The sequence below is a fragment of the Puerhibacterium sp. TATVAM-FAB25 genome (genome assembly GCF_046535855.1).
GTDB lineage: Bacteria > Actinomycetota > Actinomycetes > Actinomycetales > Cellulomonadaceae > Puerhibacterium > Puerhibacterium variabilis_A.
The window spans coordinates 44,402-68,110 of record NZ_JAXUAK010000018.1 but is presented as its reverse complement, the minus strand read 5'-3'; the positions used below and the strand labels follow the sequence as shown (position 1 = coordinate 68,110).

The 23,709-nt window shown below is 75.0% G+C and carries 21 protein-coding genes and 3 tRNA genes; 12 read left to right on the top strand and 12 right to left on the bottom strand.

All coding sequences use genetic code 11. The features are described 5' to 3' along the window. Positions 1-610: response regulator (locus tag U5M74_RS14200; protein ID WP_410909571.1), on the bottom strand; the 610-nt coding region annotated here is incomplete at its 3' end. After that, entirely contained in the window at positions 607-1,776 is a 1,170-nt protein-coding gene (locus U5M74_RS14195; protein ID WP_410909570.1) for a sensor histidine kinase, read from the bottom strand. The genes U5M74_RS14200 and U5M74_RS14195, both read right to left, overlap by 4 nt. A 154-nt stretch (positions 1,777-1,930) precedes the next feature. Between U5M74_RS14195 and U5M74_RS14190 the strand changes: the two genes are divergently transcribed. Next, positions 1,931-2,353 carry a hypothetical protein gene (locus U5M74_RS14190; RefSeq protein WP_410909569.1) on the top strand — a complete coding sequence of 141 codons (423 nt, stop codon included), beginning with the start codon at positions 1,931-1,933 and terminating at the stop codon, positions 2,351-2,353. Continuing rightward, complete coding sequence (locus U5M74_RS14185) at positions 2,350-2,988, top strand: GNAT family N-acetyltransferase (protein ID WP_410909568.1); 639 nt, start codon at positions 2,350-2,352, stop codon at positions 2,986-2,988. The genes U5M74_RS14190 and U5M74_RS14185 overlap by 4 nt, the downstream gene beginning before the upstream one ends. Before the next feature lie 122 nt (positions 2,989-3,110). On the opposite strand, the gene U5M74_RS14180 is transcribed toward U5M74_RS14185, so the two are convergent. Then, a tRNA-Leu gene (locus tag U5M74_RS14180) sits at positions 3,111-3,194 on the bottom strand. A gap of 365 nt (positions 3,195-3,559) precedes the next feature. On the opposite strand from U5M74_RS14180, the gene U5M74_RS14175 reads away from it, so the two are divergent. Genes U5M74_RS14175 through pknB form a run of 7 tightly spaced genes read left to right on the top strand, consistent with a single transcriptional unit; the run spans position 3,560 to position 13,494 of the window. Continuing rightward, positions 3,560-4,270: a DUF3662 and FHA domain-containing protein gene (locus U5M74_RS14175; RefSeq protein ID WP_069983699.1), complete on the top strand. Its 711-nt coding sequence runs from the start codon at positions 3,560-3,562 to the stop codon at positions 4,268-4,270. 10 nt (positions 4,271-4,280) lie between these two features. Then, positions 4,281-4,814, top strand: coding sequence for an FHA domain-containing protein (locus U5M74_RS14170; protein WP_410909567.1), 534 nt, complete (start codon positions 4,281-4,283; stop codon positions 4,812-4,814). Between the two features lie 7 nt (positions 4,815-4,821). Continuing rightward, entirely contained in the window at positions 4,822-6,237 is a 1,416-nt protein-coding gene (locus tag U5M74_RS14165) for a PP2C family protein-serine/threonine phosphatase (RefSeq protein WP_410909566.1), read from the top strand. Next, positions 6,234-7,769 (top strand): FtsW/RodA/SpoVE family cell cycle protein, encoded by a 1,536-nt coding sequence (locus U5M74_RS14160; RefSeq protein WP_410909565.1) that lies wholly within the window; start codon positions 6,234-6,236, stop codon positions 7,767-7,769. The genes U5M74_RS14165 and U5M74_RS14160 overlap by 4 nt, the downstream gene beginning before the upstream one ends. Continuing rightward, on the top strand, positions 7,766-9,238 hold the full coding sequence (locus U5M74_RS14155) for a peptidoglycan D,D-transpeptidase FtsI family protein (protein ID WP_410909564.1): 1,473 nt from the start codon (positions 7,766-7,768) through the stop codon (positions 9,236-9,238). Before U5M74_RS14160 ends, U5M74_RS14155 begins: the two co-directional genes overlap by 4 nt. Further along, positions 9,235-11,358 carry a protein kinase domain-containing protein gene (locus U5M74_RS14150; protein WP_410909563.1) on the top strand — a complete coding sequence of 708 codons (2,124 nt, stop codon included), beginning with the start codon at positions 9,235-9,237 and terminating at the stop codon, positions 11,356-11,358. Before U5M74_RS14155 ends, U5M74_RS14150 begins: the two co-directional genes overlap by 4 nt. Next, a complete protein-coding gene (pknB, locus tag U5M74_RS14145) occupies positions 11,359-13,494 on the top strand; it encodes a Stk1 family PASTA domain-containing Ser/Thr kinase (RefSeq protein ID WP_410909562.1) in 2,136 nt (711 codons plus the stop codon). Positions 13,495-13,577: 83 nt separating this feature from the next. Here the strand turns inward: pknB and U5M74_RS14140 are convergent, their stop codons facing one another. Both U5M74_RS14140 and U5M74_RS14135 read right to left on the bottom strand, forming a co-directional pair. After that, positions 13,578-14,264, bottom strand: coding sequence for an aminodeoxychorismate/anthranilate synthase component II (locus tag U5M74_RS14140; RefSeq protein ID WP_410909561.1), 687 nt, complete (start codon positions 14,262-14,264; stop codon positions 13,578-13,580). A gap of 89 nt (positions 14,265-14,353) precedes the next feature. Continuing rightward, a complete protein-coding gene (locus tag U5M74_RS14135; protein ID WP_410909560.1) occupies positions 14,354-15,148 on the bottom strand; it encodes a DUF881 domain-containing protein in 795 nt (264 codons plus the stop codon). Between the two features lie 105 nt (positions 15,149-15,253). Here U5M74_RS14135 and U5M74_RS14130 point away from each other — a divergent pair, with 105 nt between their 5' ends. Next, positions 15,254-15,526: a cell division protein CrgA gene (locus tag U5M74_RS14130; RefSeq protein ID WP_410909559.1), complete on the top strand. Its 273-nt coding sequence runs from the start codon at positions 15,254-15,256 to the stop codon at positions 15,524-15,526. Further along, complete coding sequence (locus tag U5M74_RS14125) at positions 15,523-16,503, top strand: endo alpha-1,4 polygalactosaminidase (protein WP_410909558.1); 981 nt, start codon at positions 15,523-15,525, stop codon at positions 16,501-16,503. Before U5M74_RS14130 ends, U5M74_RS14125 begins: the two co-directional genes overlap by 4 nt. A gap of 207 nt (positions 16,504-16,710) precedes the next feature. Here U5M74_RS14125 and U5M74_RS14120 read toward each other — a convergent pair whose 3' ends face one another. Continuing rightward, entirely contained in the window at positions 16,711-17,604 is an 894-nt protein-coding gene (locus tag U5M74_RS14120) for a rhomboid family intramembrane serine protease (RefSeq protein ID WP_410909557.1), read from the bottom strand. 145 nt (positions 17,605-17,749) lie between these two features. Next, complete coding sequence (locus U5M74_RS14115; RefSeq protein WP_069984076.1) at positions 17,750-18,292, bottom strand: peptidylprolyl isomerase; 543 nt, start codon at positions 18,290-18,292, stop codon at positions 17,750-17,752. An 86-nt stretch (positions 18,293-18,378) separates the two neighbouring features. Here U5M74_RS14115 and U5M74_RS14110 point away from each other — a divergent pair, with 86 nt between their 5' ends. Beyond that, on the top strand, positions 18,379-19,404 hold the full coding sequence (locus U5M74_RS14110) for a hypothetical protein (RefSeq protein WP_410909556.1): 1,026 nt from the start codon (positions 18,379-18,381) through the stop codon (positions 19,402-19,404). A 71-nt stretch (positions 19,405-19,475) separates the two neighbouring features. On the opposite strand, the gene U5M74_RS14105 is transcribed toward U5M74_RS14110, so the two are convergent. The 5 genes from U5M74_RS14105 to gyrA form a co-directional block, all read right to left on the bottom strand. Continuing rightward, positions 19,476-19,551, bottom strand: a tRNA-Ala gene (locus tag U5M74_RS14105). Between the two features lie 33 nt (positions 19,552-19,584). Further along, the gene (locus U5M74_RS14100; RefSeq protein WP_410909555.1) at positions 19,585-19,704 is read right to left on the bottom strand and encodes a DLW-39 family protein; all 120 of its coding nucleotides are present in this window, start codon (positions 19,702-19,704) and stop codon (positions 19,585-19,587) included. Positions 19,705-19,771: 67 nt separating this feature from the next. Then, a tRNA-Ile gene (locus U5M74_RS14095) sits at positions 19,772-19,845 on the bottom strand. Between the two features lie 102 nt (positions 19,846-19,947). Continuing rightward, on the bottom strand, positions 19,948-20,937 hold the full coding sequence (locus U5M74_RS14090) for a DUF3566 domain-containing protein (RefSeq protein ID WP_410909554.1): 990 nt from the start codon (positions 20,935-20,937) through the stop codon (positions 19,948-19,950). A 20-nt stretch (positions 20,938-20,957) separates the two neighbouring features. Next, positions 20,958-23,630, bottom strand: a complete 2,673-nt coding sequence (gene gyrA, locus U5M74_RS14085) for a DNA gyrase subunit A (RefSeq protein ID WP_410909553.1) — start codon at positions 23,628-23,630, stop codon at positions 20,958-20,960. Positions 23,631-23,709: the final 79 nt, after the last annotated feature.

Here is a 23,709-nt window from a genome sequence, read left to right as displayed (position 1 = left end):
TGGCCAGCAGCCGGGAGACGTAGGTCCGGGCGGTGGCCGGCGAGACGTAGAGCGCGCGGGCGATCTCGTCGTTCGACAGCCCCCGGCCGACCTGCTCCAGCACCTCCCGCTCCCGCTCGGTGAGGCCCTGCAGCGGCGTGTCGTCGACCGTGGTGCCGAGGGTGGCAGCCAGCGAGCGCATCACCGTGCGGGTGACCGCCGGGGAGAGCAGCGACTCGCCGGCCGCCACGACGCGGACGGCCTGGCGCAGGTCGCGCGGCGAGATGTCCTTGAGGAGGTAGCCGGCCGCGCCGGAGCGGATGGCCTCGAAGACGTTCTCGTCCTCGTCGAACGTCGTGAGGACCACGACCTTCGTCCCGGACAGCCGCGGATCGGCGACGATCTGCCGGGTGGCCTCGAGGCCGTCCATCTCGGGCATGCGGATGTCCATGAGCACGACGTCGGGCCGCAGCTCGCGCACGCGGCTGATGCCGGCCCGGCCGGTGCCCGCCTCGGCGACGACGGTGATGTCCCCGTCGTGCTCGGCGAGGGTGCGCAGGCCGGTGCGGACCAGCTCCTGGTCGTCGACGAGGACGACACGGATCATGAGGACCTCGCTCTCGTTCGTCACGGCAGCCTCGCCGGGAGCCGGGCCCGGACCACGAAGCCGCCGTCCTCGCCGTCGTCGGCCGTGAGCTTCCCGCCCAGCAGGGCGGCCCGCTCGCGCATCCCGGCGAGGCCGGCGCCGGACCGCACCGCCCCGCCCGCGCCACGGCCGTCGTCGGCGACGGTGAGCTCCAGGGTGTCGTCGTGCAGGCGGGCGACCACGGTCGCCCGCCGCGCGTGCGCGTGGCGCAGGACGTTGGTCAGCGACTCCTGGACGATGCGGTAGGCGGCGGCACCGATCGCGCCGTCGAGCGCGTCGTCGGTGACGTCGAGGTCGAGGTCGACCTGGAGCCCTGCGGCCCGGGCGCCGTCGACGAGGTCCGCGACGCCGGGCAGGCCGACCGCCCCGCGCTCGGGGTCGCCCACCGGGGAGCGCAGGACCCGCACCGTGGCGCGCAGCTCGCGCATCGTGTCGTGGGTCGAGCGGCGGATGCGGTCGAGGGCCTCGCGGGCCGCGGCGTCGTCCTCGCCGACGGCCTCCGCGGCGACGTTGGTGTGGACGGCGATGACGGACATGGTGTGGCCGACGACGTCGTGGAGGTCGCGCGCGATCCGCACCCGTTCCTCCTGCAGGCGCCGCTCGGCCTCCCGGGCCTGCTCGGCGACCGTCGCGGCGCGGAGCCGGGCCGCGTGCTCCCGGGCCTGCCGGCGGGCCCGGACGCTGACCCCGAGCGCGACCGCCGTGACGACCAGCGCCGCGTTCGTCAGCAGCTCGTCGCTGACGAGGTACGACGGCGGCAGGCCCTGGACGATCTGCGCGGCGGCCGAGGAGCCGACCAGGACCGTGCCGGCGCCCACGGCCCACCCGGTCAGCCCCACCTCCGCGGCCGAGTAGAGCGCCGCCGCGGCGGGCAGCGTGATGCCGATGGGCGGCAGGTCCATCGTGTAGTAGACGACGATCCCCAGGACGGTCGCCACGAGGACCGACCGCGGGGCGCGGCGCCGGGCCAGCAGCAGCGCGCCGAACCCGAGCGCGAAGAGGTAGGCGCCCGGCACGACGCGCCCGGTGGTGTCGAGCTCGGCGGCGACGGCGACCGCGACGGCGAGGGCCACCGCCACGGCGAGCGCGAGGTCGACGAACCGCTGGTCCGCCCCCGCGACGGCGCGGTCGAGCCCGTTGCCCGTGGCCATGGGGATCAGCCTACGGAGCGGCGGACGGCGCGGGCAGCGCCCCGCGGCCACCGTGGTGCCGCCCGGGGACGACGTGCGCTGTCGACGCCGGGCGACGTCGGCCGGGGCGCCGCGGCCGATGTGCCGGGGCTCGCGCGTCCCTAGCGTCCCGAGCATGACATCGACCCGACCCCCCATCCCGTCCCGCTCGTCCGCCCCGGCCGGCCCGCTGAGCTGGCCGCTCGTCCTCGGGCTCGGCAGCCTGGCCCTGCTGTGGCCGCTCGTGGAGCTCACCGGCGTGGCCGGCGTGCTCGGCCAGCCCTCCGCCTCGCTGCTGGTGGTCGGCCTGACCGCCGGCGCCTGGGTCCTGGGCGTCGGGCTCGGGCGCGTGCCGCGCCCCGTCCTGACGCTCACGCTCGCCGGCGGCCTGTACGGCGCGCTCCTGCTCGCCGTGTCGTCCGTCCTGGGCCTGCGGCCCGAGGTGCCCGCGGCGCTCCTCGTCGTCGGCGCCGCCGGCGAGATCCTGCGGTCGACGGCGCTCGGCGCGGTCGCCGGCCTCGCCGCGGCCGCCGTGCAGCGCGCGCGAGGCCCACGATGACCGGCCAGGTCGTCACCGTCCGCCCCCTCGACCGGGGCCTGCGGCACGCCGCCGCCGACCTCGTCGCCCGGGGGATGCGCGACAACCCGCTGCACCGGGCCGCCTACGGGCCCGATCCCGAGCGCCGGGTCCGGCAGCAGGCCGTCCTCGTGGGCGGGCTGCTGACCGTCTCGCCGGACCTGCGGCTCCTGGGGGCGTTCCGCGACGGCGCGCTCGTCGCGGTGGGCGGGGCCGCCCCGCCGGGCACCTGCCGGCTGCGCGGCGCGCGGCGCGCGCGCATGCTGCCCACGCTCGCCCGCCTCGGCCCGGCGGCGGCCGCCCGGGTCCTCGCGTGGACGGGGACGTGGGCCGGGCACGATCCCGACGAGGCGCACGTCCACCTCGGCCCGGTGGCCGTCGACGCCGGCCTGCGGCGGCAGGGGCTCGGGGGCGCGCTCCTGCGCGCGCACTGCGCGGACCTCGACCGGGCGGGCCGCGCGGGGTACCTGGAGACCGACACGGAGGAGAACGTCGCGTTCTACGAGCGCTTCGGCTACCGGGTGGTCGGCGGAGCCCGCGTGATCGGGGTGCCGTGCTGGTTCATGCGCCGGGCGCCGCAGGGGACCGGGTCCGCCGCGCCGCGCGCCACGCCCTGACGGACGACGGCGCGGCCTGACGGGACGACGTCGCGGCAGGGAGCGGGGCACCCCGGAGCGGGCGGCCCCGGGAGAGAGCAGAAGGTCCCGGCCAGGACTACCTGACCGGGACCTTCTCAACGTGCGCGAGGGGGGAGTTGAACCCCCACGCCCTTTCGGGCACACGGACCTGAACCGTGCGCGTCTGCCTATTCCGCCACTCGCGCGCTGCCGGAGCAATCTAGCACGAGCCGGGCGGAGGTCCCCAATCGGCCCTCCCGGCGGCCGGCGGGACCCCGGATCGGCACCCCGTCGACGGCCCTCTCGCGCCCATCGCGGCCGGTCACGTGGCCGACGCCACGCGGAGGCGGCCCACGCGGGCTGCCACGCCGATTTCCCCGGCACGTCCCCAGGACGTCCACACGATGCGGGGCGTCGTACCCGCGCGGCTGCCTACGATCTAGGTAGTCTGCCCGCGGCGTCGTCCGCGCCTGCCCGCGCACCCGTGCCCTCCCGGCACGGGCCCCGCGGGCCGTGCACGGCGGCGACGACGGCACGAGAGACGTGCGACGGGCCCGCGAGAGGAGGTGGCATGGGCGTCCTGGACCGCTTCGAGAAGAGCGTCGAGCGCGTGATGAACAACGCGTTCTCCCGGTTCGGCCACGGTGAGGTCAAGGCCGTGGAGCTGGCGAGCCGCCTGCGCCGCGAGCTGGACGACCGCGTCGCGGTGGTCGGCCGTGACCGCACCGTGGCCCCCAACGAGTTCACGGTGGAGCTCTCGCCGCAGGACTTCGGCCAGATCGAGCAGTGGGGTGCCGAGACGCTCGCCGACGAGCTCGCCACCAACCTCACCGAGTACGCGGCCTCGCAGCACTACGCGTTCGTCGGGCCCGTCAGCGTGTCCTTCGAGGAGCACGCCGACCTCACCGGCGGCCGCTTCCAGGTGCGCAGCGCCACGGTGCGCGGCGCCGTCGCCCCCGCGACGTCGCAGCCCAGCACCCGGCACCCGCTCATCGACATCGACGGCCAGCGCTACCTGCTCACCGGCCCCGTCACCGTCATCGGACGCGACCCGGACGCCGACATCGTGGTCGACGACCCGGGCGTCTCCCGCAAGCACCTGGAGATCCGCGTCACGCCCGACGGCGTGATCGCCACCGACCTGGGCTCCACGAACGGCCTGTACGTCGAGGGCCACCAGGTCCCCGCCGCGACGCTGCTCGACGGCAACACCCTGACCATCGGCCGCACCCGGATCATGTTCTGGTCGGGCGCGGCCGCCGCCGACCACGAGGACTGGTGACCCCGCCCCGATGAGTGAGCTGACGTTCACCCTGCTGCGGCTGGGATACCTCGTCCTGCTGTGGGTGTTCGTGCTCACCGCGATCGGCGTGCTGCGTCGCGACCTGTCGACGCGCGCCGGCCGCGGTCTCTCGCCGCGCCGCAAGGACCGCGAGGCGGCGCCCGCCGACGCCGCGGCGCCGGCGGTGGCCGCGGCCGCCCCCGCTCCGACCGGCCCGACCGGCCGCACCGCGGGCAAGGAGCGCCGCGGCCCCGGCCCCGCGCGCCTCGTGGTGGTCGCCGGCCCGCTGTCGGGCACGTCGCTGCCGCTGACCGGCTCGTCCATCCTCATCGGGCGCTCACCCGGCTCCACGCTGGTGCTCGACGACGACTACGCGTCCTCGCGGCACGCCCGGATCTTCCCGCAGGGCGACCGGTGGTACGTCGAGGACCTCGGCTCGACCAACGGCACGTTCATCGGCGACGACCAGGTCACCGACGCCGTGCCGCTGCCCGTCGGCGTGGGCGTGCAGATCGGCCGCTCCGTCGTCGAGCTCCAGGGATGACCGCGTCGTGACCGTCTCGCTGCGCTACGCCGCCCGCTCCGACGTCGGGCTCGTGCGCTCCAACAACCAGGACTCGGCGTACGCCGGCCCGAACCTCCTCGTCGTCGCCGACGGCATGGGCGGGCACGCGGGCGGCGACGTCGCCTCGCGCATCGCCATCGCCGCCCTCGAGCCGCTCGACGTGCCCGACCACGGCCCGGACGCCGCGCTGGAGGAGCTCGAGGCCGCCGTCGAGCAGGCCCGCCTGGGCCTGGTGCGCGCCTCGGCCGCCGAGCCCGACCTCGCCGGCATGGGCACCACCGTCACGGCGCTGCTGCGCACCGGCAGCACGCTCGTCATGGCGCACATGGGCGACTCGCGCGCCTACCTGCTGCGCGACGGCGTGCTCACCCAGGTCACGGTCGACCACACGTTCGTCCAGCACCTGGTCGACACCGGCCGCATCTCCCCCGACGAGGCCGAGCACCACCCGCAGCGCAACGTCGTCATGCGGGTGCTCAGCGACTTCGACCTGGACCTCTCCCCCGACATGTCGGTGCGCGAGGCCCGCCCCGGCGACCGCTGGATGCTGTGCTCCGACGGCCTGTCGGGGTTCGTGCCCGCCGAGGCCCTCACGGAGATCCTCGTCGAGACGCCCGACCCCGACGAGGCCGCCGACGTCCTGCTCGTCGCCGCGATGCGCGCCGGCAGCACCGACAACATCACGGTGGTGGTGGCCGACGTCGTCGAGGACGCCGGGGGCGACGACGCCGCGGCGCAGGCCGTCGACGAGCTCGGCGGCGTGCAGGTGGTCGGCGCCGCCGCGGCGGTCGGCCCCCTGCCCGGCTTCGACGACCCGGACGACGGCGCCCCGTACGGGGCCGAGGCCGACGGGCACCCGGAGGCCGACGACGGCCGGCCGACGACCCGCGGGGCCGACGACCGCGACGACGACACCGCCGCGGGCTCCGCCCGCGCCGGCCGGCCCGGTGACCGCGACGACGAGGACGACGACCCGGACGACGAGGACGCGCGCCCCGCGCCGCGCCGTCACCCGGTGATCGCCTCGCTCGTGGCGCTGCTCGTGCTCGCCGGGCTGGGCCTCGGCGGCTACGCCGCGTACGGCTGGACGCAGCGCCAGTACTACGTCGGCGTCGAGGACGGCCAGGTGGCCGTGTTCCGCGGCGTGCCGGCGAGCGCCGGGCCGCTGACGCTCTCGAGCGCGGTCGAGCTCACCGGCACGCAGGTCGCCGACCTGCCCGACTACTGGGCCGACCGCCTCGACGGCACCATCACGGCCTCGTCGCTCGACGACGCCCGCGCCCGGGCCGAGCGGCTCATCGAGCAGGCGGTGCCGACCCCCACCCCGACCCCGTCGCCGTCCGGCACGCCCTCGGGCTCGCCGTCGCCCTCGGCGACCCCGGCCGCAGGAGCCGCCGGATGAGCGCCGCCGCCGCGACCACCACCGCCCGCCGCCCCGCGCGCCTGGCGGAGCTGCTGCTGCTCGCGCTCGCCCTGGCCGCGGGCGTGGGCGCGTTCGCCCTGGTGGGCATCAACATGGAGGGCCGCCTGCCCGACGGCTTCTGGCTGGAGTCGGCGGGCCTGGCGCTCATCGCCGTGGCCGCCCACGTGGTCGTGCGGATCCGCGCGCCGTGGGCCGACCAGGTCATCCTGCCGTCCGTCGTGCTGCTCAACGGCCTCGGCCTGGCGATGATCCTGCGGCTGCAGGAGGCCGGCGCCGCCGGCGCCAACGCCGCCCGCAACATGCAGTGGTCTGTGCTGGGCGTGGTGCTCGCGTGCCTGGTGGTGTGGTTCCTGCGCGACCACCGCTGGCTGCGCCGCTACACCTACACGGCGATGATCACCGGCCTCGTGCTCGTGATGCTGCCGCTGGTGCCGGGGCTGGGCCGCACCATCAACGGCGCGAAGATCTGGATCGGCGTCGGCCCGCTGTCCCTGCAGCCGGCGGAGTTCGCCAAGATCGCCTTCGCCGTCTTCTTCGCCGGCTACCTGGTGACCAACCGCGACACCCTCGCGCTGGCGGGCCCGCGGATCCTCGGCCTGCAGCTGCCGCGCCTGCGCGACCTCGGCCCGATCCTCATCGTCTGGGCCGCCTCGCTCGCGGTCCTCGTGCTCGAGCGCGACCTCGGCACCTCGCTGCTGTTCTTCGGGCTGTTCGTGGCGATGCTGTACCTGGCCACCGAACGCATCAGCTGGGTGCTCATCGGCCTCGTGCTGTTCGGCGCGGGCGCCGCCGTGGCGGGCTCGGTCTTCCCGCACGTGCAGCGCCGCATGGAGGTGTGGCTGCACCCGTTCGAGGGCGACGTGTACAACGCCACGGGCGGCTCGTACCAGGTGGTCCAGGGCCTGTTCGGCCTGGCGAACGGCGGGCTGTTCGGCGCCGGGTGGGGCGAGGGCTACCCGCAGCGCGTGCCGTACTCGTTCTCGGACTTCATCTACTCCTCGCTGGGCGAGGAGCTGGGCCTGACCGGCCTGCTCGCCGTCCTGCTGGTCTTCATGATCGTCGTGGAGCGCGGCCTGCGCACCGCCCTCGGCGTGCGCGACGGGTTCGGCAAGCTGCTCGCCGGTGGCCTGGCGTTCTCCCTGGCGCTGCAGCTGTTCGTCGTCGTCGGCGGCATCACCCGGATCATCCCGCTGACCGGCCTCACCGTGCCGTTCATGGCGCAGGGCGGCTCGTCGCTGCTGGCCAACTGGATCGTGGTGGGCCTGCTGCTGAAGATCTCCGACGACGCGCGGCGGCCGTCGCCGCTGCCCGAGCGCGGCGAGGTGGGCCCCGGCGGCGTGCACGAGGCCGCGGCCGGGGACGGCGAGCGCGACGGCGCCCTGCCGGACGTGCCCACGGGCGCCCACCCCGTGACGACGCCGACCGAGACCGTCGACAGACCCGTGCCCGCGCGGCCGCCGCTGCCGCGCCGCACGCCGTCGCGTCCGAACCCCGAGGCAGGAACCCCATGAACACGACCCTGAGGCGGCTGGCGGGCGTCGTCATGGTCATGTTCCTCGCGCTCATGGTCTCCACGACGTGGGTGCAGTACGTGCAGGCCGACTCGCTCAACAACGACAACCGCAACGTCCGCAAGATCTACCGCGACTACGGCAACGCCCGCGGCCCGATCGTCGTCGGCGAGCAGTCCGTGGCGACGTCGCAGGCGGTGGACGACCCCTTCGGCTTCCAGCGCGTGTACGCCGAGGGCGACACCGGCACGGCGCAGATGTACGCGCCCGTGACCGGGTTCTACTCGCTGGTCAACGGCACGTCCGGCATCGAGGGCGCCGAGAACGCGTTCCTCAACGGCCAGGCCGACGCCCTGTGGGTGGACCGCCTGCAGAACCTCCTGACCGGGGAGAAGACCAAGGGATCCTCCGTCGAGCTGACCATCGACCCGGCCGCCCAGCAGGCCGCGTGGGACGCCCTCGGTGACCAGCAGGGCGCCGTCGTGGCGATCGAGCCGTCCACCGGGCGCATCCTCGCCATGGTCTCCAAGCCGTCGTACGACCCCAACGCCCTGGCCGTGCACTCCACCGCGGAGGCGGGCCGGGCCTACGAGGACCTGCTCAACGCCGAGGGCGACCCGCTCATCAACCGCACGATCCGCTCGGCGTACCCGCCGGGGTCCACGTTCAAGCTGGTCGACGCCGCCGCCGCGCTGGAGTCGGGCGACTACCAGGCCGACACCCCGATCCCCGCGCCGCACCGGTGGACGCTGCCCGGCACCAGCACCCAGCTGCGCAACTTCGGCGACGAGGTGTGCTCCTCGTCGGACGAGATGTCGCTCGCCGACGCCCTGCGGATCTCCTGCAACACCGCGTTCGCGCAGCTCGGCGTCGCGCTGGGCGCCGACGCGGTGGACGAGCAGGCGGCGCGGTTCGGGTTCGGCCAGAAGCTCGAGGTGCCGATGTCCACGGACGCGAGCACCTTCCCGAAGGAGGAGGCCTCGAGCGACGACCGGCTCGCCCTGGCGGCCATCGGCCAGGGCAGCGTCACGACGACGCCGCTGCAGGTCGCGATGGTCTCCGCGGCGATCGCGAACGACGGTGAGCTGATGCAGCCGTACCTCGTGGACACGATCCGCGACCCGGAGCTCGAGGTCGTGGAGCAGACGTCGCCGCGCCGGCTGAGCGACGCGGTGTCGAGCGAGACGGCGGACGCGCTCACCCAGATGATGGTCGGCGTCGTCGAGGACGGCTCGGGCACGTCGGCGCAGACCTCGGGCGTGCAGGTGGCCGGCAAGACCGGCACCGCCCAGACGACGTCGGAGGCGGACCCGCACGCGTGGTTCACGGGCTTCGCCCCGGCGGACGACCCGCAGGTCGCCGTCGCCGTCATCGTCGAGCACGGCGGCTCGGCCGGCAGCGAGGCCACCGGCGGGCGCGTCGCGGCGCCCGTGGCCAAGGCGGTCATCCAGGCGGTGCTGGACCGATGAGACCTGTGGAGGGGCTCGCGCTCGGCGACCGGTACCGGCTCACCCGCCGGATCGCCGTCGGCGGCATGGGCGAGGTGTGGGTCGCGGACGACACGTTCCTGGGCCGAGAGGTCGCCGTCAAGGTGCTGCGCGAGGAGTACACGGGCCAGGAGGACTTCCTGGCGCGCCTGCGCACCGAGGCGCGCAACAGCGCGGCGCTGTCGCACCCGAACATCGCCCAGATGTACGACTACGGCGAGCAGGCGGGCACGGGGTACCTGGTCATGGAGCTCGTGGTCGGCGAGCCGCTCGCCGACCTGCTCGAGCGCGAGCCGGTGCTGACGCCCAAGCGGCTGCTGCCGATCCTCGCGGCGACCGCGCGCGGCCTGCACGCGGCGCACGAGGCGCACGTCGTCCACCGCGACGTGAAGCCCGGCAACATCCTGCTCGAGCACCCGACGCGCGCCTCCGGCGGCCGCACCACCGTGAAGATCACCGACTTCGGCGTCTCGCTCGCGGCCAACCAGGCCCCGATGACAGCCGCCGGCATGGTGATGGGCACCGCCCAGTACCTGTCGCCCGAGCAGGCCGTGGGCCAGCCGGCGACGCCGCTGTCCGACGTCTACGCGCTCGGCGTGGTCGCGTACGAGGCCACGGCGGGCAAGCGGCCGTTCACCGGCGCGACGCCGGTGGACATCGCCGTCGCGCACGTCAACAACCCGGTGCCGCCGCTGCCGTCCTCGGTCCACCCGGGCCTGTCCGCGGTGATCATGCGGATGCTCGAGAAGGACCCGTCGCTGCGCCCGGTGTCCGCCGGCGCGCTCGCCGACGAGCTCGACGCGCTCGCCCGCGACATCGCCGCAGACCCGCTCGGGGCGCGCTCGCGCACGGCGCGGCGCCTGCAGGGCTCCGGTGCCGCCGCGGGCGCGGCCTCGGGGACGGCTCCGAGGCCGGCCGCGAACCCGGCCTCGGACAGCCCGGGCGCCCGGAGCGCCCGCGCCGCGACCGGCGCTGGGCGCGGGGCGCACGCCGCCCGGCACTCCGGCCCGCCCACCCCCGTCGCCGGCACGCGCGGCGTCCGGGGCGCCGCGTCCCCGGGCGCGTCCGGCCCGACGGGGTCGCCTCCGGCGGCGTCGGGTCCGGCGGCGTCCGGCGGCCCTGCGCGGGACGCCGGGACGGACCGCGGGACGGACGGCACGACGAACCGGGCCGACGGCGCAGCCGGCCGTCCGCCGTCGGGCGCCGCGACGCCGCCCTGGCTGCCGCGCGAGACCGACGAGCGCCCCTACCCGCCGCGCCGCGCGCTGCACGCGCAGGGCACGGACTCCCGCCGCGCCCCGGCGTCGCGCCGGGCGGACCGCCCCGAGGCGGGCCGGGCCCACGCGGAGTCGACGCGGCCCGCGCGCACCCGCGCCGAGCAGACCCGCGCCCGCGCCGAGCAGACCCGCGCGCGCGCCGAGCAGACCCGCGCGCGCGCCGAGCAGACCCGCGCGCGCGCCGAGCAGACCCGCTCGCGCGCCGAGGCGGCGCACGCGAACGGCTCCCGGGCCGCGCAGCGGCGCGGGGGCGACGCGGCGGGGGCGCGCAGCACGCGCACGCCGGGCGCCGGGAGCGGCACCCCCGACCGGACGCGCGCCGCGGTGCGCGCCCAGAGCGACGGCCGGAGCCGCGCCGGTGCCCGGTCCGTCCCGCTGCCCGACCGCGGCCGCCGCGCCCGCACCCAGGAGGCCGAGGGCCCGAAGCGCACCTCGACGACCACCGGGGTGCGCCTCGGCCCGCTCGGACGGCTGTCGTGGCCGCTGGTCGCCCTGCTCGCGCTGCTGGCCGTGCTGCTGATCGCCTCGTTCGTGCGCTCCCTGCTCGACGACGGTGGCGGCGGAGCGTCCGCCGCGGCGCTGCCCGCGGCGGCCGTCCTGGCCCGTCCGCGGGCGAGGACCGGTGCGACGCGCCGAACGCTCGCCCTCCGCGGCCCGGGGCTGCCGACGGTGACCCCGCCGGCACCGACCCCGCCGACGACCCTCACCCGGCCGCCGGTGGCGCTCCTGGACGCCGCGCAGGCGTGGGATCGCGCCGGTTTTGGGATGATGGACCCTCACGAGTCGCGCGCCGAGCGTGCGACCCCGACTCCGAAGGACGTTTGAGTGGCTGACAACACTCCCCGGGCACTCGCCGGCCGGTACGAGGTCGGTGAGCTCATCGGCCGCGGCGGCATGGCCGAGGTGCACATCGGGAAGGACGCACGCCTGGGCCGCACCGTGGCCATCAAGGTGCTGCGCTCCGACCTGGCCCGCGACCCGTCCTTCCTCGCCCGCTTCCGCCGCGAGGCGCAGGCCGCGGCGGCGCTGAACCACCCCTCGATCGTCGCCGTCTACGACACCGGCGAGGACGTCCACACCGACGAGCTCGGCAACGAGGTCCACGTCCCCTTCATCGTCATGGAGTACGTGGAGGGCCACACGGTCCGCGACATCCTGCACGACGGCGCCGCGGTGCCGATCGAGGAGGCCATCGAGATCACCGTGGGCGTGCTCTCGGCCCTCGAGTACTCCCACCACGCCGGCATCGTGCACCGCGACATCAAGCCGGCGAACGTGATGATCACGCCGACCGGCGGCGTCAAGGTGATGGACTTCGGCATCGCCCGCGCCGTCGCCGACTCGGCCGCCACGATGACGCAGACGCACGCGGTCATCGGCACGGCGCAGTACCTGTCGCCGGAGCAGGCGCGCGGCGAGCAGGTCGACTACCGCTCCGACCTCTACTCGACGGGTTGCCTGCTGTTCGAGCTGCTCACCGGGCGTCCGCCGTTCGTCGGCGACTCGCCGGTGGCCGTGGCCTACCAGCACGTGGGCCAGGCCCCGCAGCGCCCGAGCGAGATCGCCTCGGACGTGCCCGAGGTGCTCGACCGGATCACGCTCAAGGCGCTGGCCAAGGACCGCGACGCCCGGTACGGCACGGCCGCGGACTTCCGCGCCGACCTCGACGCCGCGCTGCACGGCGGGGCCGTCGGCGCGCCGACGGTGGCCGCGGGCCTCGCCGCCGCCGGCGGTGCCGCGGCCGCGACGATGGCGTACGGCGCCCCGGGCTACGGCACCGAGGGCGCGACGCAGCTGATGAGCCCGGCGGGCGCCGCGCCCACGCAGGTGGCAGGGGCGCCGTGGGGCGCGACGGCCGCCGGCCCGGTGTCCCCGCCGGCCGGCACGCCGGCACCGCCGCCCGCCGACGACGCGGGCAAGGACCGGCCGCGCAAGCGGGCGCTGCTGTGGACCCTCGTGACCGTGGCGGTGCTCGCGGTGGCGGCGATCGTGACCGCCCTGGCGCTGAACAGCGGCACGGACGAGCCGACGACGGGGGAGGTGCCGGCCCTGGAGGCGGGCGTGACCCCGGCGCAGGCCCGGCAGGCGATCGAGGGCGCGGGCTTCGAGTACCGCCAGGTCGCCGACGAGGAGTCACGGGAGCCCGAGGGCACGTTCACGGGCCAGGACCCCGAGGGCGGCACGGAGGCGGAGCTGGGCAGCACCGTCACCGTCTCCTTCTCCGACGGTCCGGACTCGCTCGGGGTGCCCGACGTCACGGGCGACAGCGTGGACGAGGCGCGGCAGAAGATCGAGGACGCGGGGCTCGTGTGGGGTGACGAGTCCACGGACTCGAGCGTCGACGTGCCCAAGGACCACGTCATCGGGACCGACCCCGCGGTGGGCCAGTTCGTGGAGCAGGGCGCGACGATCGACGTGGTGGTCTCCGACGGCACCGTGGAGCTTCCGAACCTCGTCGGCATGAGCCGCGACGAGGCCCTCGCGGAGCTCGACCGGCTCGGCCTGAGCTCGTCCGTCCAGGAGCGCGAGAGCGGCGACCAGGACCCGGGCACGGTGCTCGAGCAGAACCCCGCGGCGGGCAGCGTGGAGCAGGGCAGCACGGTGACGATCACCGTCGCCACCGAGCCGGAGGTCGTGACCACGACCGTGCCGGACATCGTCGGCCGCCAGTGGGACGACCAGACCCAGGAGGAGTTCGCCTCGTACTCCCTCAACCCGCGCGTCGAGACGGCGTCGTCGGACACCGTGCCGGCCGGGGCCGTGATCTCCACCGACCCGCCCGCGGGGACCGAGCTCAACGAGGGTGACACCGTCACGATCGTGGTCTCGACCGGCCCCGCCAACGGTCAGGGGAACGGCAACGGCAACCAGGGCAACGGCAACCAGGGCAACGGCGAGGGTGGCGACGAGGGCGACGAGGGCGAGGGCGACGGCGGCGTCGCCAGCCTCTTCGGCGGCTGACCCGGCCGCCGCCCGACGGCCACGGCGCGACGAAGGGGGCCTCCCGTGCGGGAGGCCCCCTTCGTCGTCGGCGGGAGGCGCCGTCAGGCGGCGTGGTGCACCAGCGGGGCCATGCCCGCCGAGCGCTCCACCGCGCCGTCGTCGCCGCAGACCGCGAGCCAGTTGGCGAGGATGCGGTGGCCGCCCTCGGTCAGCACCGACTCGGGGTGGAACTGCACGCCGTGCAGCGGGAGCTCGCGGTGCTGCACGCCCATGACGATGCCGGACGCCGTCGCGCCGGTCACCTCGAGCTCGGCCGGGACCGACTCGGGGACCACGGCGAGCGAGTGGTACCGCGTCGCGGTGAACGGCGAGGGCAGGCCGTCGAGCACACCGGTGCTGCCGTGCTCCACGAGGCTCGTCTTGCCGTGCATGAGCTCGGGGGCGTGCGCCACGGTGGCGCCGAACACCTCGGCGAGGGCCTGGTGGCCCAGGCAGACGCCGAGCATCGGCGTGCGGGACCGGGCGCAGGCACGGATGACGTCCTCGGAGGCACCGGCCTCCTTCGGGGTGCCCGGGCCGGGGGAGACGAGCACGCCGTCGAACCGGCCCTCGGCGTCGGCGAACACGCCGTCGGCGTCGGACTCCGGCACGGCGTCGTTGCGGACGACGACGGTGCGCGCGCCGAGCTGGTCGAGGTACCCGACGATCGTCCAGACGAAGGAGTCGTAGTTGTCGACGACGAGGATGCGCGGGCCGGCGCTCTCGGGGGTCTGGGTCTCGGTGCTCATGCGGTCACCTCGGCGGCGCAGGTGTCGGAGATCCGCGCGGCGCGGTCGCGCGCGCGGCTGAGGGCCCACGATAGCGCGCCGCGGGCGGCTCAGGAGAAGACGTCCGTGCCCTCGGGCACCGTCGCGTGCTGCAGCTCGGTGCTGCCCGCGTACGCCGGCAGCTCCAGGCTCGTCGAGGGCTCCTGCGCCCACCCGAGCGCCACCCAGTCGACGTAGTCGAGGTAGGTCTGCACGCCCGAGGACGCGTCGAGCGCCGCCTGGAGGCGCTCCGGGTCACCGACGGCCTCGACCACGTACGGCGGGGAGAACACCTTGCCGTGCAGCAGCAGGATGTTGCCGGAGCAGCGGAACGCCGACGTCGACGTCACGCGCTCGCCCTGCAGCGTCATCGCCTCCGCACCGCCGGCCCACAGGGCGTTGATGACGTGCTGGAGGTCCTGCTGGTGCACCACGAGGTCGTCGGCGTGCACGCCGGGGATCGACTGGCTGGAGGCCGGGGCGTCGTCGAGCGTCACGGTGAGCCCGGGACCGGTGACCGGCGCCGAGCCGGACACCACGGACTCCCGGCGGGCGAGGTCGGGGTCGGTGCCCCCGCCCGACGACGTGTCCCCGCCGAGCCGGTCGATCTGCGCCTGCAGCTCGTCCACCTGCGCGCCCAGCCGCTCGACGCGGCCGGACTCGGACTCGACCAGCTGGGCGAGGTTCTCCGGGTGGCGGCCCTCGTCGCCGCGCGCGAGCTGGGCGCTGGCGGAGAACATGAGCCCGGCGGCCGCGGCGACGGCCCCCACGGCGACGTACGGGCGCCAGCGGCGGACCGGGTGACCCGGTCGCAGGGACAGCCGCGCCATGGTCACCTCCGGGTCGGTCGCACGGGTCGGTCGCACGGGTCGGTCGTGCTCGACCACTACGCTAGTCGACGAAACGTCGTCCGCGTCCGGCCCCGCCGCAGGCCGCGACGCCAAGCCGGTCAGCCAGTCAGGAGCCGTCTCGTGCCCGAGTCGAAGTCCCGCAAGAAGAAGGTGCCGACGCCCGCGCCGGAGGCGTCCGCCACGCCTGCGCGCCAGGCCGAGGGCAGCCCGCGCTGGCTCGTGCCCGTCATGCTCGGCCTCATGGTGCTGGGCCTGGTGTGGATCGTCGTCTACTACCTGACGTCCGCCCGGGCCGGCGGCGGGTTCCCGGTGCCGCCGCTCGGCGCGTGGAACCTGCTCGTCGGCTTCGTCCTCATCATCGCCGGCTTCGTCCTGACCACGCGCTGGCGGTGACGCGCCGCGCGGTGGGCCGGGCCGACCGGCCGCGCCGCGCCGTCGCGCCGCATGCCACCGTCGCGGCGTCCCGCGCCGGCCTGCGCCGGACCGGCCTGCGTCGGACCGGCCTGCCCGCGGTCCTCGCCGTGGCGGCGCTGGGCCTCGGGGCCTGCGCCGGCCCCGGTGCTGCACCGGGCACGACGTCGTCCCCCGGGACCGGCACCGCACCGGCTCCCGCCTCCGCGTCCTGGGCGCCGCCGCCCGTCGGCGCACGCTTCGACTACCAGATCGGCGGCGCGTACCCGCCGGCTCCCGGCATCGAGGTCGTCGAGCGCGACCACCGCGAGCCGCCCGCCGACGGCGTCTACTCGGTCTGCTACGTCAACGCCTTCCAGACGCAGCCCGAGGAGGCGGACCTCTGGCTGCGCGAGCACCCCGACCTGCTCCTGCGGCGCGACGGCGCTCCGGTCGAGGACCCGGACTGGCCGGGCGAGCTGGTCCTCGACGTGTCCACCGCCGCGCAGCGCGCAGGCGTCGCGGAGGTCGTCGGCGCGTGGGTCGACGACTGCGCCGGCGCGGGGTACCAGGCGGTCGAGCTCGACAACCTCGACACCGCCGCCCGCTTCCCGGGCCTGCTCGCCGAGGACGACGTCGTCGCGCTGGCCCGCACGCTCGTGGAGCGGGCCCACGCCCGCGGCCTGGCGGTCGCGCAGAAGAACGCCCCCGAGCTCGCCGTCCGCGGTGCCACGGAGGTCGGCTTCGACTTCGTCGTCGCGGAGGAGTGCCAGGTCTACGCCGAGTGCGACGCGTACACCGCCGGCTACGGCGACCACGTGATCGAGATCGAGTACGACGACGTGCGCCCGGACGACGCCGACCCGGACGCGACGTTCGCCGCGGCCTGCGCGGCGCGCGGTGAGCGGGTCTCGGTGCTGTACCGCGACCGGGACGTCGTCCCGCGCGGCGCCCCGGGGCACCGCTCCGAGCACTGCTGACCCGCTGTCCCCAGGCTCGTCCTCAGCGGTGGGACGCACGAATCCGTTGATCAGATCCCACCGGTGTCATCCGGGGAGCGGTCGTCCACAGGCTCGCCCACAGGGTCGTCCACACCACCGTCCACAGGTGTGGAGGAAATTTCACCGGTGTCATTCACACCGGTGGACAACCCTGTGGACGGCGCCGTGGACGGGCCGGACAGACGGTCAGGCGACGGTCGTCAGCCAGCCGGTCGCCGCGTACCTGCCCACGGCGAGGCCGACGAGCAGCACGGCCACGGCGAGCGGCAGTGCCCAGCCCACGAGGCGCTGCCGCTCCCGCGGCGCCCGCGCGAACCCCCAGCCCAGCACGAACCCGACCACGAGCCCGCCCAGGTGCGCCTGCCACGCGATGCCCGGGAGCACGAAGCCGATCACCGCGTTGACGGCGATGAGGCCGATCACCTGGGCGGCGTTCGCCCCGAGCCGGCGCAGCACGGGCACCATCGCGCCGAACAGGCCGAAGACCATGCCCGAGGCGCCCACGACGCCCTGGTACCAGCCGGCGTCGGCGGGCGTCCCCGCGAGCAGCAGGTAGCCGACCGAGCCGCCCACGGCGCTGAGGCCGCACAGGGCGAGGAACCGCGCCCGGCCCAGCACGGGCTCGAGGAACTGCCCGGTGACCCACAGGGCCCACATGTTGAACAGGATGTGGGTGATGTTCGTGGCGTGCAGGAACGCCGTCGTGAGGAACCGCCACGGCTCGACGGCGCCGATGGCCGCGGAGAAGGCCCACTGCTCGGTCCAGGCGCCGGCGGTCGCGAGCTGGAGGAGGAAGCTGGCGACGCAGACGCCGATCAGCGTCCACGTCACGACGGGCCGGCCCTGCCGGACGCGGCCGCCCATCGACGTCGTCACGCGCGGCGCCGAGCGCGCCGCCTCCCGCACGCAGTCCACGCACTGCACGCCCACGGCCGCCGGGCGCTGGCACTCGGGGCACGCCGGCCGGCCGCAGCGCTGGCAGCGCACGTACGACACCCGGTCGGGGTGCCGCGGGCAGACCGGCGGTGCGGCGGCGTCGGGGGCGCCCGGCGCGGGCGGGGGCGGCGGCTGCTCGGTCATGGAGAACTCCGCGGGACGGCGGGACGAGCGGACGACGGCGGGCGCGGGGCGGCGCGGCCGCCGGCGCGGTCGTCGCGCCGGCGGCCGGGCACCGCACCCCGCGAGGCCCGCGGCCGCCGTCGGCGGTACGGGCCTCGCGCGGGGGTCAGTCCTCGATCGAGATGCTGCGGATGACGATGTCCTCGACCGGGCGGTCGCCCGGGCGGGTCTTCGTCGTGTTGATCGTGTCGACGACGGCGCGCGACTCGTCGTCCGCGACCTTGCCGAAGATCGTGTGCTTGCCGTCGAGCCACGGCGTGGCGACGGTCGTGATGAAGAACTGCGACCCGTTGGTGCCCGAGACCTCGCCCGTCACCGGGTTGCGGCGCTTGCCCGCGTTCGCCATGGCCAGCAGGTACGGCTCCGAGAAGCGCAGCTCCGGGTGGATCTCGTCGTCGAAGTTGTAGCCCGGGCCGCCGGTGCCGGTGCCGAGCGGGTCGCCGCCCTGGATCATGAAGTCGGCGATCACGCGGTGGAAGACGACGCCGTCGTACAGCGGCGTGCCGGTCTTCTCCTCGCCGGTGCGGGGGTCGGTCCAGGTCTGGGTGCCGTCGGCCAGCCCGACGAAGTTCCGCACGGTCTTCGGCGCGTGGTTCGGCAGCAGCTCGACGCGGATGTCGCCGAGCGTGGTGTGCAGGGTTGCGAACATGCGCCCATCCTCGCACGGGCGCCTGGCGCCCGGGCGGCACGGGAGGACGTCGAGCGCGCTGTTGACGCCGGTGGCAGCATGGGCCCATGGTGCGAAAGAGCGATGCTGCAACGGTGCCCCCCGTCGAGTCCGAGAAGTTCAAGCTCCAGGCCGCGCAGGTCGCGGCCGCACTGTCCGAGGCGAGCGCCCGGGCGGCCAAGGAGGCCGCCGTCCTGAGCGCTCAGGCCAAGGTCGCCGCCGGTCAGGCCCGGGACTGGGCCGAGCCGCACGTGCAGGACTTCCTCGTGTGGCTGCGGCCGCGCGCCGAGAAGGCCTGGAACGAGAGCGTGGTGGCGGCGGCGCCGCGCGTCGAGCGGGTCGCGGGCAAGGCCGCCCCCCTGATCGACACGGCGCACGACCGCCTCGGCCCCCTCGTCGACACCGCGCACGTCAAGGCGACCGAGGCCGTCGACACCGCCCACGACAAGCTGGTGGACGAGTACCTCCCGCGCATCGTCGCCGCGTTCAACGAGGCCGCGTCCAAGGCCGCCGGCACGGGTGCCGCGGCGGCGGGCACGGTGGCCGCCGTCGCCCAGAAGGGGACCAAGAAGGCTGCGAAGAAGGCCGCGAAGAAGGCGGCGAAGAAGGCCGCCGCGGAGTCGCGCTCCGGCGGCGGGAGGAAGGGCCTCGTCTGGCTGCTGCTGGCCGGCGCCGCGGCCGCGGTCGGCTACGTGTTCTGGAAGCGCGCGCAGCCGCAGAACGACCCGTGGGCCGAGCCCTGGGAGCAGACCACCAAGCCGGACTACGACGGCGTGGCGCGCGACGCCAAGCACCGAGCCGGCGACGCCGCCGAGGCGGTGGGCGAGGCGGCCGGCGCGGCCGTGGCCCGCGGCCGCGAGGCGGGGGAGAAGCTCGCCGACAAGGCCACCGAGGCCGCGAAGAAGGCCACGCAGCGCGCCCGCACGTCGACGAAGCGCGGCGAGCCGGCCGAGCAGGCGCCGTCCGCGGAGGCGACGACGACGGGCGCGACGGAGGCCGGCGCGCAGGAGTCCGCCGAGGACGCCGCCGTGACCGCGACCGAGAAGGTGGAGGGCACCACGCCCGAGACCACGCAGGAGCCCAAGCCGGAGTGACCCCCGCGGCCGACGGCCGCACGCACCCGCACGACGAAGGCCGCCACCCGGGAGGGTGGCGGCCTTCGTGCTGGTGGAGCCAAGGGGACTCGAACCCCTAACCCCCTGCTTGCAAAGCAGGTGCGCTACCAATTGCGCCATGGCCCCGTGCGGGAGGCTCCGCGGGGACGGAGCGGGAGATCAGTCGAGGGTGTCGGTGACCTCGGACCAGAGGTCGCGCTCGGCGTTGCCCTCGGAGACCTTGCGCCAGACGACGTAGCCGGCGCCCAGCGCGGCCAGGAACAGGAACAGCTTCTTCACGAGGCTCCTCGTCTCTTCGCCGGCGGCGGGCACGTTCCCGGGGGATCCCGCCGGGTGGTGCTGAGAGTGGGGCTAGGAGGACTTGAACCTCCGACCTCTTCCTTATCAGGGAAGCGCTCTAACCGTCTGAGCTATAGCCCCGGGCTCGCGCCGCAGCGCGTGCAGCACGAGAACTTACCGTAGCCGCAGGCCCGCCACCAAACCGGTGACGGGCCTGCCGGGTGTGACGTGCGCCGCGGGCGCTCAGTCGTCGGTGAGGGTCACGTGCAGGCCCCCGACCAGCGCCGCCACGATGTTGTAGATGATCGCCATGATGGTGGCGAGGGCGGTGAGGATGACGATGTTGATCACCGCGATGAGCGTCGAGAGGGACACGAGCCGGTCGAACTCGACGAACTGCATGACGTTGACGTCCGTGTCGGAGCCGACGGCGTCGCGGATGAAGTCCTCGATCGTCGTGAAGACGCCCATCCCGTCGATGACGAACCAGAACACGGCCGTGGCGACGACGGTGATGATGCCGATGGCCACCGAGAGCAGGAAGGCCAGCTTCATCACCGACCACGGGTCGATGCGCGAGACGACCAGGCGCACCCGGCGCGGTCCGCCGCCCGCGGGCCGCGGACCGGTCACCAGCGGCTGCGCCCCGGAGTCGAGGTCCGCCTCGGCCGGGCGGCCCGAGAAGCGCACGGCGCTCTCGTAGTGCATCTCGCGCGGGCTGGCGCCCGCCGGCCGGGCGCCCTTCGTGCCGGCCGGGGCTGCCGTCGCGGCGTCGGCGTCGGCGCCCTTGCCCACGGTGGTGGGCGGGGTGGCCGTCGCCGCGGACTGCACCTTCTTCGCGGCGTTGCGCGCGGCGGCGAGGGCCGCCTGCGCCGCCTTCACCGCGCCCGCCTTCGCGCCGTCGCCGTTCGTGCCGTCACCGTCCGCGCCCGCGGTGTCGGCGTCCGGGCGGCCGGCTCCCTGCCCGGCTCCCTGCCCGGCTCCCTGCCCGGCTCCCTTGTCAGCGGCGGGCGCCTTGACGCCCGGCAGCGTCACGGTGCGCTCGGCCGGGCGCTCGTCCGTGGTGGTCGCGGTGGTGGTCGCGGTGGTGGTCGCGGTGGTGGTCGCGGCCGGCACGCCGGACGGGGGAGTCGGCACCTGCGACGTGGGCTTCCCCTGCTGGGACGGCGTGGCCGCCTTCCCGGCGGCCGCCTTGCCCCCTGCCGCCCGGGGTGCGCTCTTCTCGCTGCTCATCGTGTCCTCGCGTCCGCTGGTCAGTTCTCGTCCACGTCGGCCGCGGCGCCGTCACCGGTGTCGGTCACGACGACGCCGGCCTCGGCGTCAGCAGGGTCGGCCCCGCCGGCGTGCTCGCCGTCGGCGCCTGTCCCGTCCACGCTATCGGACTCGTCCTCGGCCCGTCGCTCGACGTTCCGGGCCACCGCGATGATGCGGTCGCCCTTGTCCGGCTTGGCGAACGTGACGCCCTGCGTGGTGCGGCCCGTCGCGCGGACCCCCTCCACCGCCGAGCGCACGATCTTGCCGCGCTCCATGATGACCAGGACCTCGTCGCCGTCGTCCACGACGAGCGCGCCGACCAGGTCGCCGCGGTCCTCGGGCAGGTTGGCGACGCGGATGCCGAGGCCACCGCGGCCCTGCTGGCGGTAGTTGTCCACCGTCAGCGCGGTGCGCTTGGCGGTGCCGCCCTCCGTCACCGTGAACAGGTACGCCTCCTCGCGGACGACGTCGGCGGCCAGCACCTCGTCGTCCTCGCGGAACTTCATGCCCGTCACGCCGGACGTCGCCCGGCCCATGGGGCGCAGCGTGTCGTCGTCGGCGCGGAAGCGGATCGACTGGCCCTTGCGGGACACGAGCATGATGTCGTTGTCGGTGTCCACGAGCATGGCGCCGATGAGCTCGTCCGGCTTGCCGTCCTCGTCCTCGCGCAGGTTGATGGCGATGAGTCCGGCCGAGCGCGGGGAGTTGTACTCCGCCAGGCGCGTCTTCTTCACCAGGCCGCGACGCGTGGCCAGCACGAGGTACTCGGCCTGGTCGTAGTCGCGCAGGTCGAGCACCTGGGCGATGCGCTCGCCCGGCTGGAACGCCAGCATGTTGGCCACGTGCTGGCCCTTGGCGTCCCGCGAGCCCTCGGGCAGCTCGTAGCCCTTGGCGCGGTAGACCCGCCCGAAGTTGGTGAAGAACAGCAGCCAGTGGTGCGTCGTCGTGGTGAAGAAGTGCTCGACGATGTCGTCCTCGCGCAGCTGCGTGCCGCGCACGCCCTTGCCGCCGCGCTTCTGCTGGCGGTAGGCGTCGGTGCGGGTCCGCTTGGCGTAGCCGCCGCGCGTGATGGTGACGACGACCTCCTCCTCGGGGATGAGGTCCTCGACCGACATGTCGCCGTCGAACGGCAGGACGTGCGTGCGGCGCTCGTCGCCGTACTTCTCGACGATGCCGTCGAGCTCCTCGCCCACGATCGTCCGCTGGCGCTCGGGCCGGGCGAGGATGTCGCGCAGGTCGCGGATCTGCGCCTCGATCTCGGCGTGCTCGTCGATGATCTTCTGCCGCTCGAGGGCGGCCAGGCGGCGCAGCTGCAGCGCGAGGATGGCGTTGGCCTGCTCCTCGTCGACGCGGAGCAGCTCCATGAGGCCGGTGCGCGCCTGCTCCACGTCGGGGGAGCGGCGGATGAGCGCGATGACCTCGTCGAGCGCGTCGAGCGCGGCGAGGTAGCCGCGCAGGATGTGGATGCGGCGCTCGGCGTCGGCCAGCTCGTACTCGGTGCGCCGGCGCACGACGTCGATCTGGTGGGTCACCCAGTGGCGCACGAACGCGTCGAGGCTCAGCGTGCGCGGCACGTCGTCGACCAGCGCGAGCATGTTCGCGCCGAACGTGTCCTGCAGCTGGGTGTGCTTGTACAGGTTGTTCAGCACGACCTTGGCGACGGCGTCGCGCTTGAGCACGATGACCAGGCGCTGGCCGGTGCGGCCCGAGGTCTCGTCGCGGATGTCGGCGATGCCCTGGATGCGGCCGTCGTTGACGAGGTCGGCGATCTTCGCGGCGAGGTTGTCCGGGTTGACCTGGTACGGCAGCTCCGTGACCACGAGGCAGATCCGGTTCTGGATCTCCTCGACGTTGACCACCGCGCGCATCGTGATCGACCCGCGGCCGGTCCGGTACGCGTCCTCGATGCCCTTGGTGCCGAGGATCTGCGCGCCGGTCGGGAAGTCGGGGCCCTTGATGCGCTGCATGAGCGCCGCGAGCAGCTCCTCGCGGGACGCGTCGGGGTGGTCCAGGTGCCACCGGACGCCCTCGGCCACCTCGCGCAGGTTGTGCGGCGGGATGTTGGTGGCCATGCCGACGGCGATGCCGGCCGAGCCGTTGACCAGCAGGTTCGGGAACCGCGACGGCAGGACCACGGGCTCCTGCTCGCGCCCGTCGTAGTTGTCCTGGAAGTCGACGGTGTTCTTGTCGATGTCGCGCACCATCTCCATCGAGATGGGCGCCATGCGGCACTCGGTGTACCGCGGGGCGGCGGCGGGGTCGTTGCCGGGCGAGCCGAAGTTGCCCTGGCCGGCCACGAGCGGGTAGCGCAGCGACCAGTCCTGCACCAGGCGCACGAGGGTGTCGTAGATCGCCGTGTCGCCGTGCGGGTGGTACTTGCCCATGACGTCGCCGACGACGCGCGAGCACTTGGAGTACGAGCGGTCCGGGCGGTAGCCGCCGTCGTACATCGCGTACAGCACGCGGCGGTGCACCGGCTTGAGGCCGTCGCGCACGTCGGGCAGCGCGCGGCCCACGATCACGCTCATCGCGTAGTCGAGGTAGCTGCGCTGCATCTCGAGGTTGAGGTCGACCTGCTCGATGCGCCCGTGGTGCACCGCGAGGCCGGCGTCCGTCTCGGGGGCCTGGTCGCCGTCGTCCGGGAGGTTGGTCCCGGGTGTCTCGTCCGTCATCGATCTGATCCTTCCCACGCCGCCACGGGCGCGTCCCTACCGCTTGCCTGCCACTGTGCGGGGCGGCGCGGGCACCGTG

Excerpts from the sequence above, each read along its gene's own strand:
- U5M74_RS14090 (WP_410909554.1), bottom strand. The coding sequence starts at position 20,937 with ATGAGCAGCGAGAAGAGCGCACCCCGGGCGGCAGGGGGCAAGGCGGCC.
- U5M74_RS14185 (WP_410909568.1), top strand. The coding sequence starts at position 2,350 with ATGACCGGCCAGGTCGTCACCGTCCGCCCCCTCGACCGGGGCCTGCGG.
- U5M74_RS14175 (WP_069983699.1), top strand. The coding sequence starts at position 3,560 with ATGGGCGTCCTGGACCGCTTCGAGAAGAGCGTCGAGCGCGTGATGAAC.
- U5M74_RS14150 (WP_410909563.1), top strand. The coding sequence starts at position 9,235 with ATGAGACCTGTGGAGGGGCTCGCGCTCGGCGACCGGTACCGGCTCACC.
- U5M74_RS14140 (WP_410909561.1), bottom strand. The coding sequence starts at position 14,264 with ATGAGCACCGAGACCCAGACCCCCGAGAGCGCCGGCCCGCGCATCCTC.
- U5M74_RS14160 (WP_410909565.1), top strand. The coding sequence starts at position 6,234 with ATGAGCGCCGCCGCCGCGACCACCACCGCCCGCCGCCCCGCGCGCCTG.
- U5M74_RS14115 (WP_069984076.1), bottom strand. The coding sequence starts at position 18,292 with ATGTTCGCAACCCTGCACACCACGCTCGGCGACATCCGCGTCGAGCTG.
- U5M74_RS14110 (WP_410909556.1), top strand. The coding sequence starts at position 18,379 with ATGGTGCGAAAGAGCGATGCTGCAACGGTGCCCCCCGTCGAGTCCGAG.
- U5M74_RS14120 (WP_410909557.1), bottom strand. The coding sequence starts at position 17,604 with ATGACCGAGCAGCCGCCGCCCCCGCCCGCGCCGGGCGCCCCCGACGCC.
- U5M74_RS14190 (WP_410909569.1), top strand. The coding sequence starts at position 1,931 with ATGACATCGACCCGACCCCCCATCCCGTCCCGCTCGTCCGCCCCGGCC.
- gyrA (WP_410909553.1), bottom strand. The coding sequence starts at position 23,630 with ATGACGGACGAGACACCCGGGACCAACCTCCCGGACGACGGCGACCAG.
- U5M74_RS14170 (WP_410909567.1), top strand. The coding sequence starts at position 4,281 with ATGAGTGAGCTGACGTTCACCCTGCTGCGGCTGGGATACCTCGTCCTG.
- U5M74_RS14155 (WP_410909564.1), top strand. The coding sequence starts at position 7,766 with ATGAACACGACCCTGAGGCGGCTGGCGGGCGTCGTCATGGTCATGTTC.
- U5M74_RS14195 (WP_410909570.1), bottom strand. The coding sequence starts at position 1,776 with ATGGCCACGGGCAACGGGCTCGACCGCGCCGTCGCGGGGGCGGACCAG.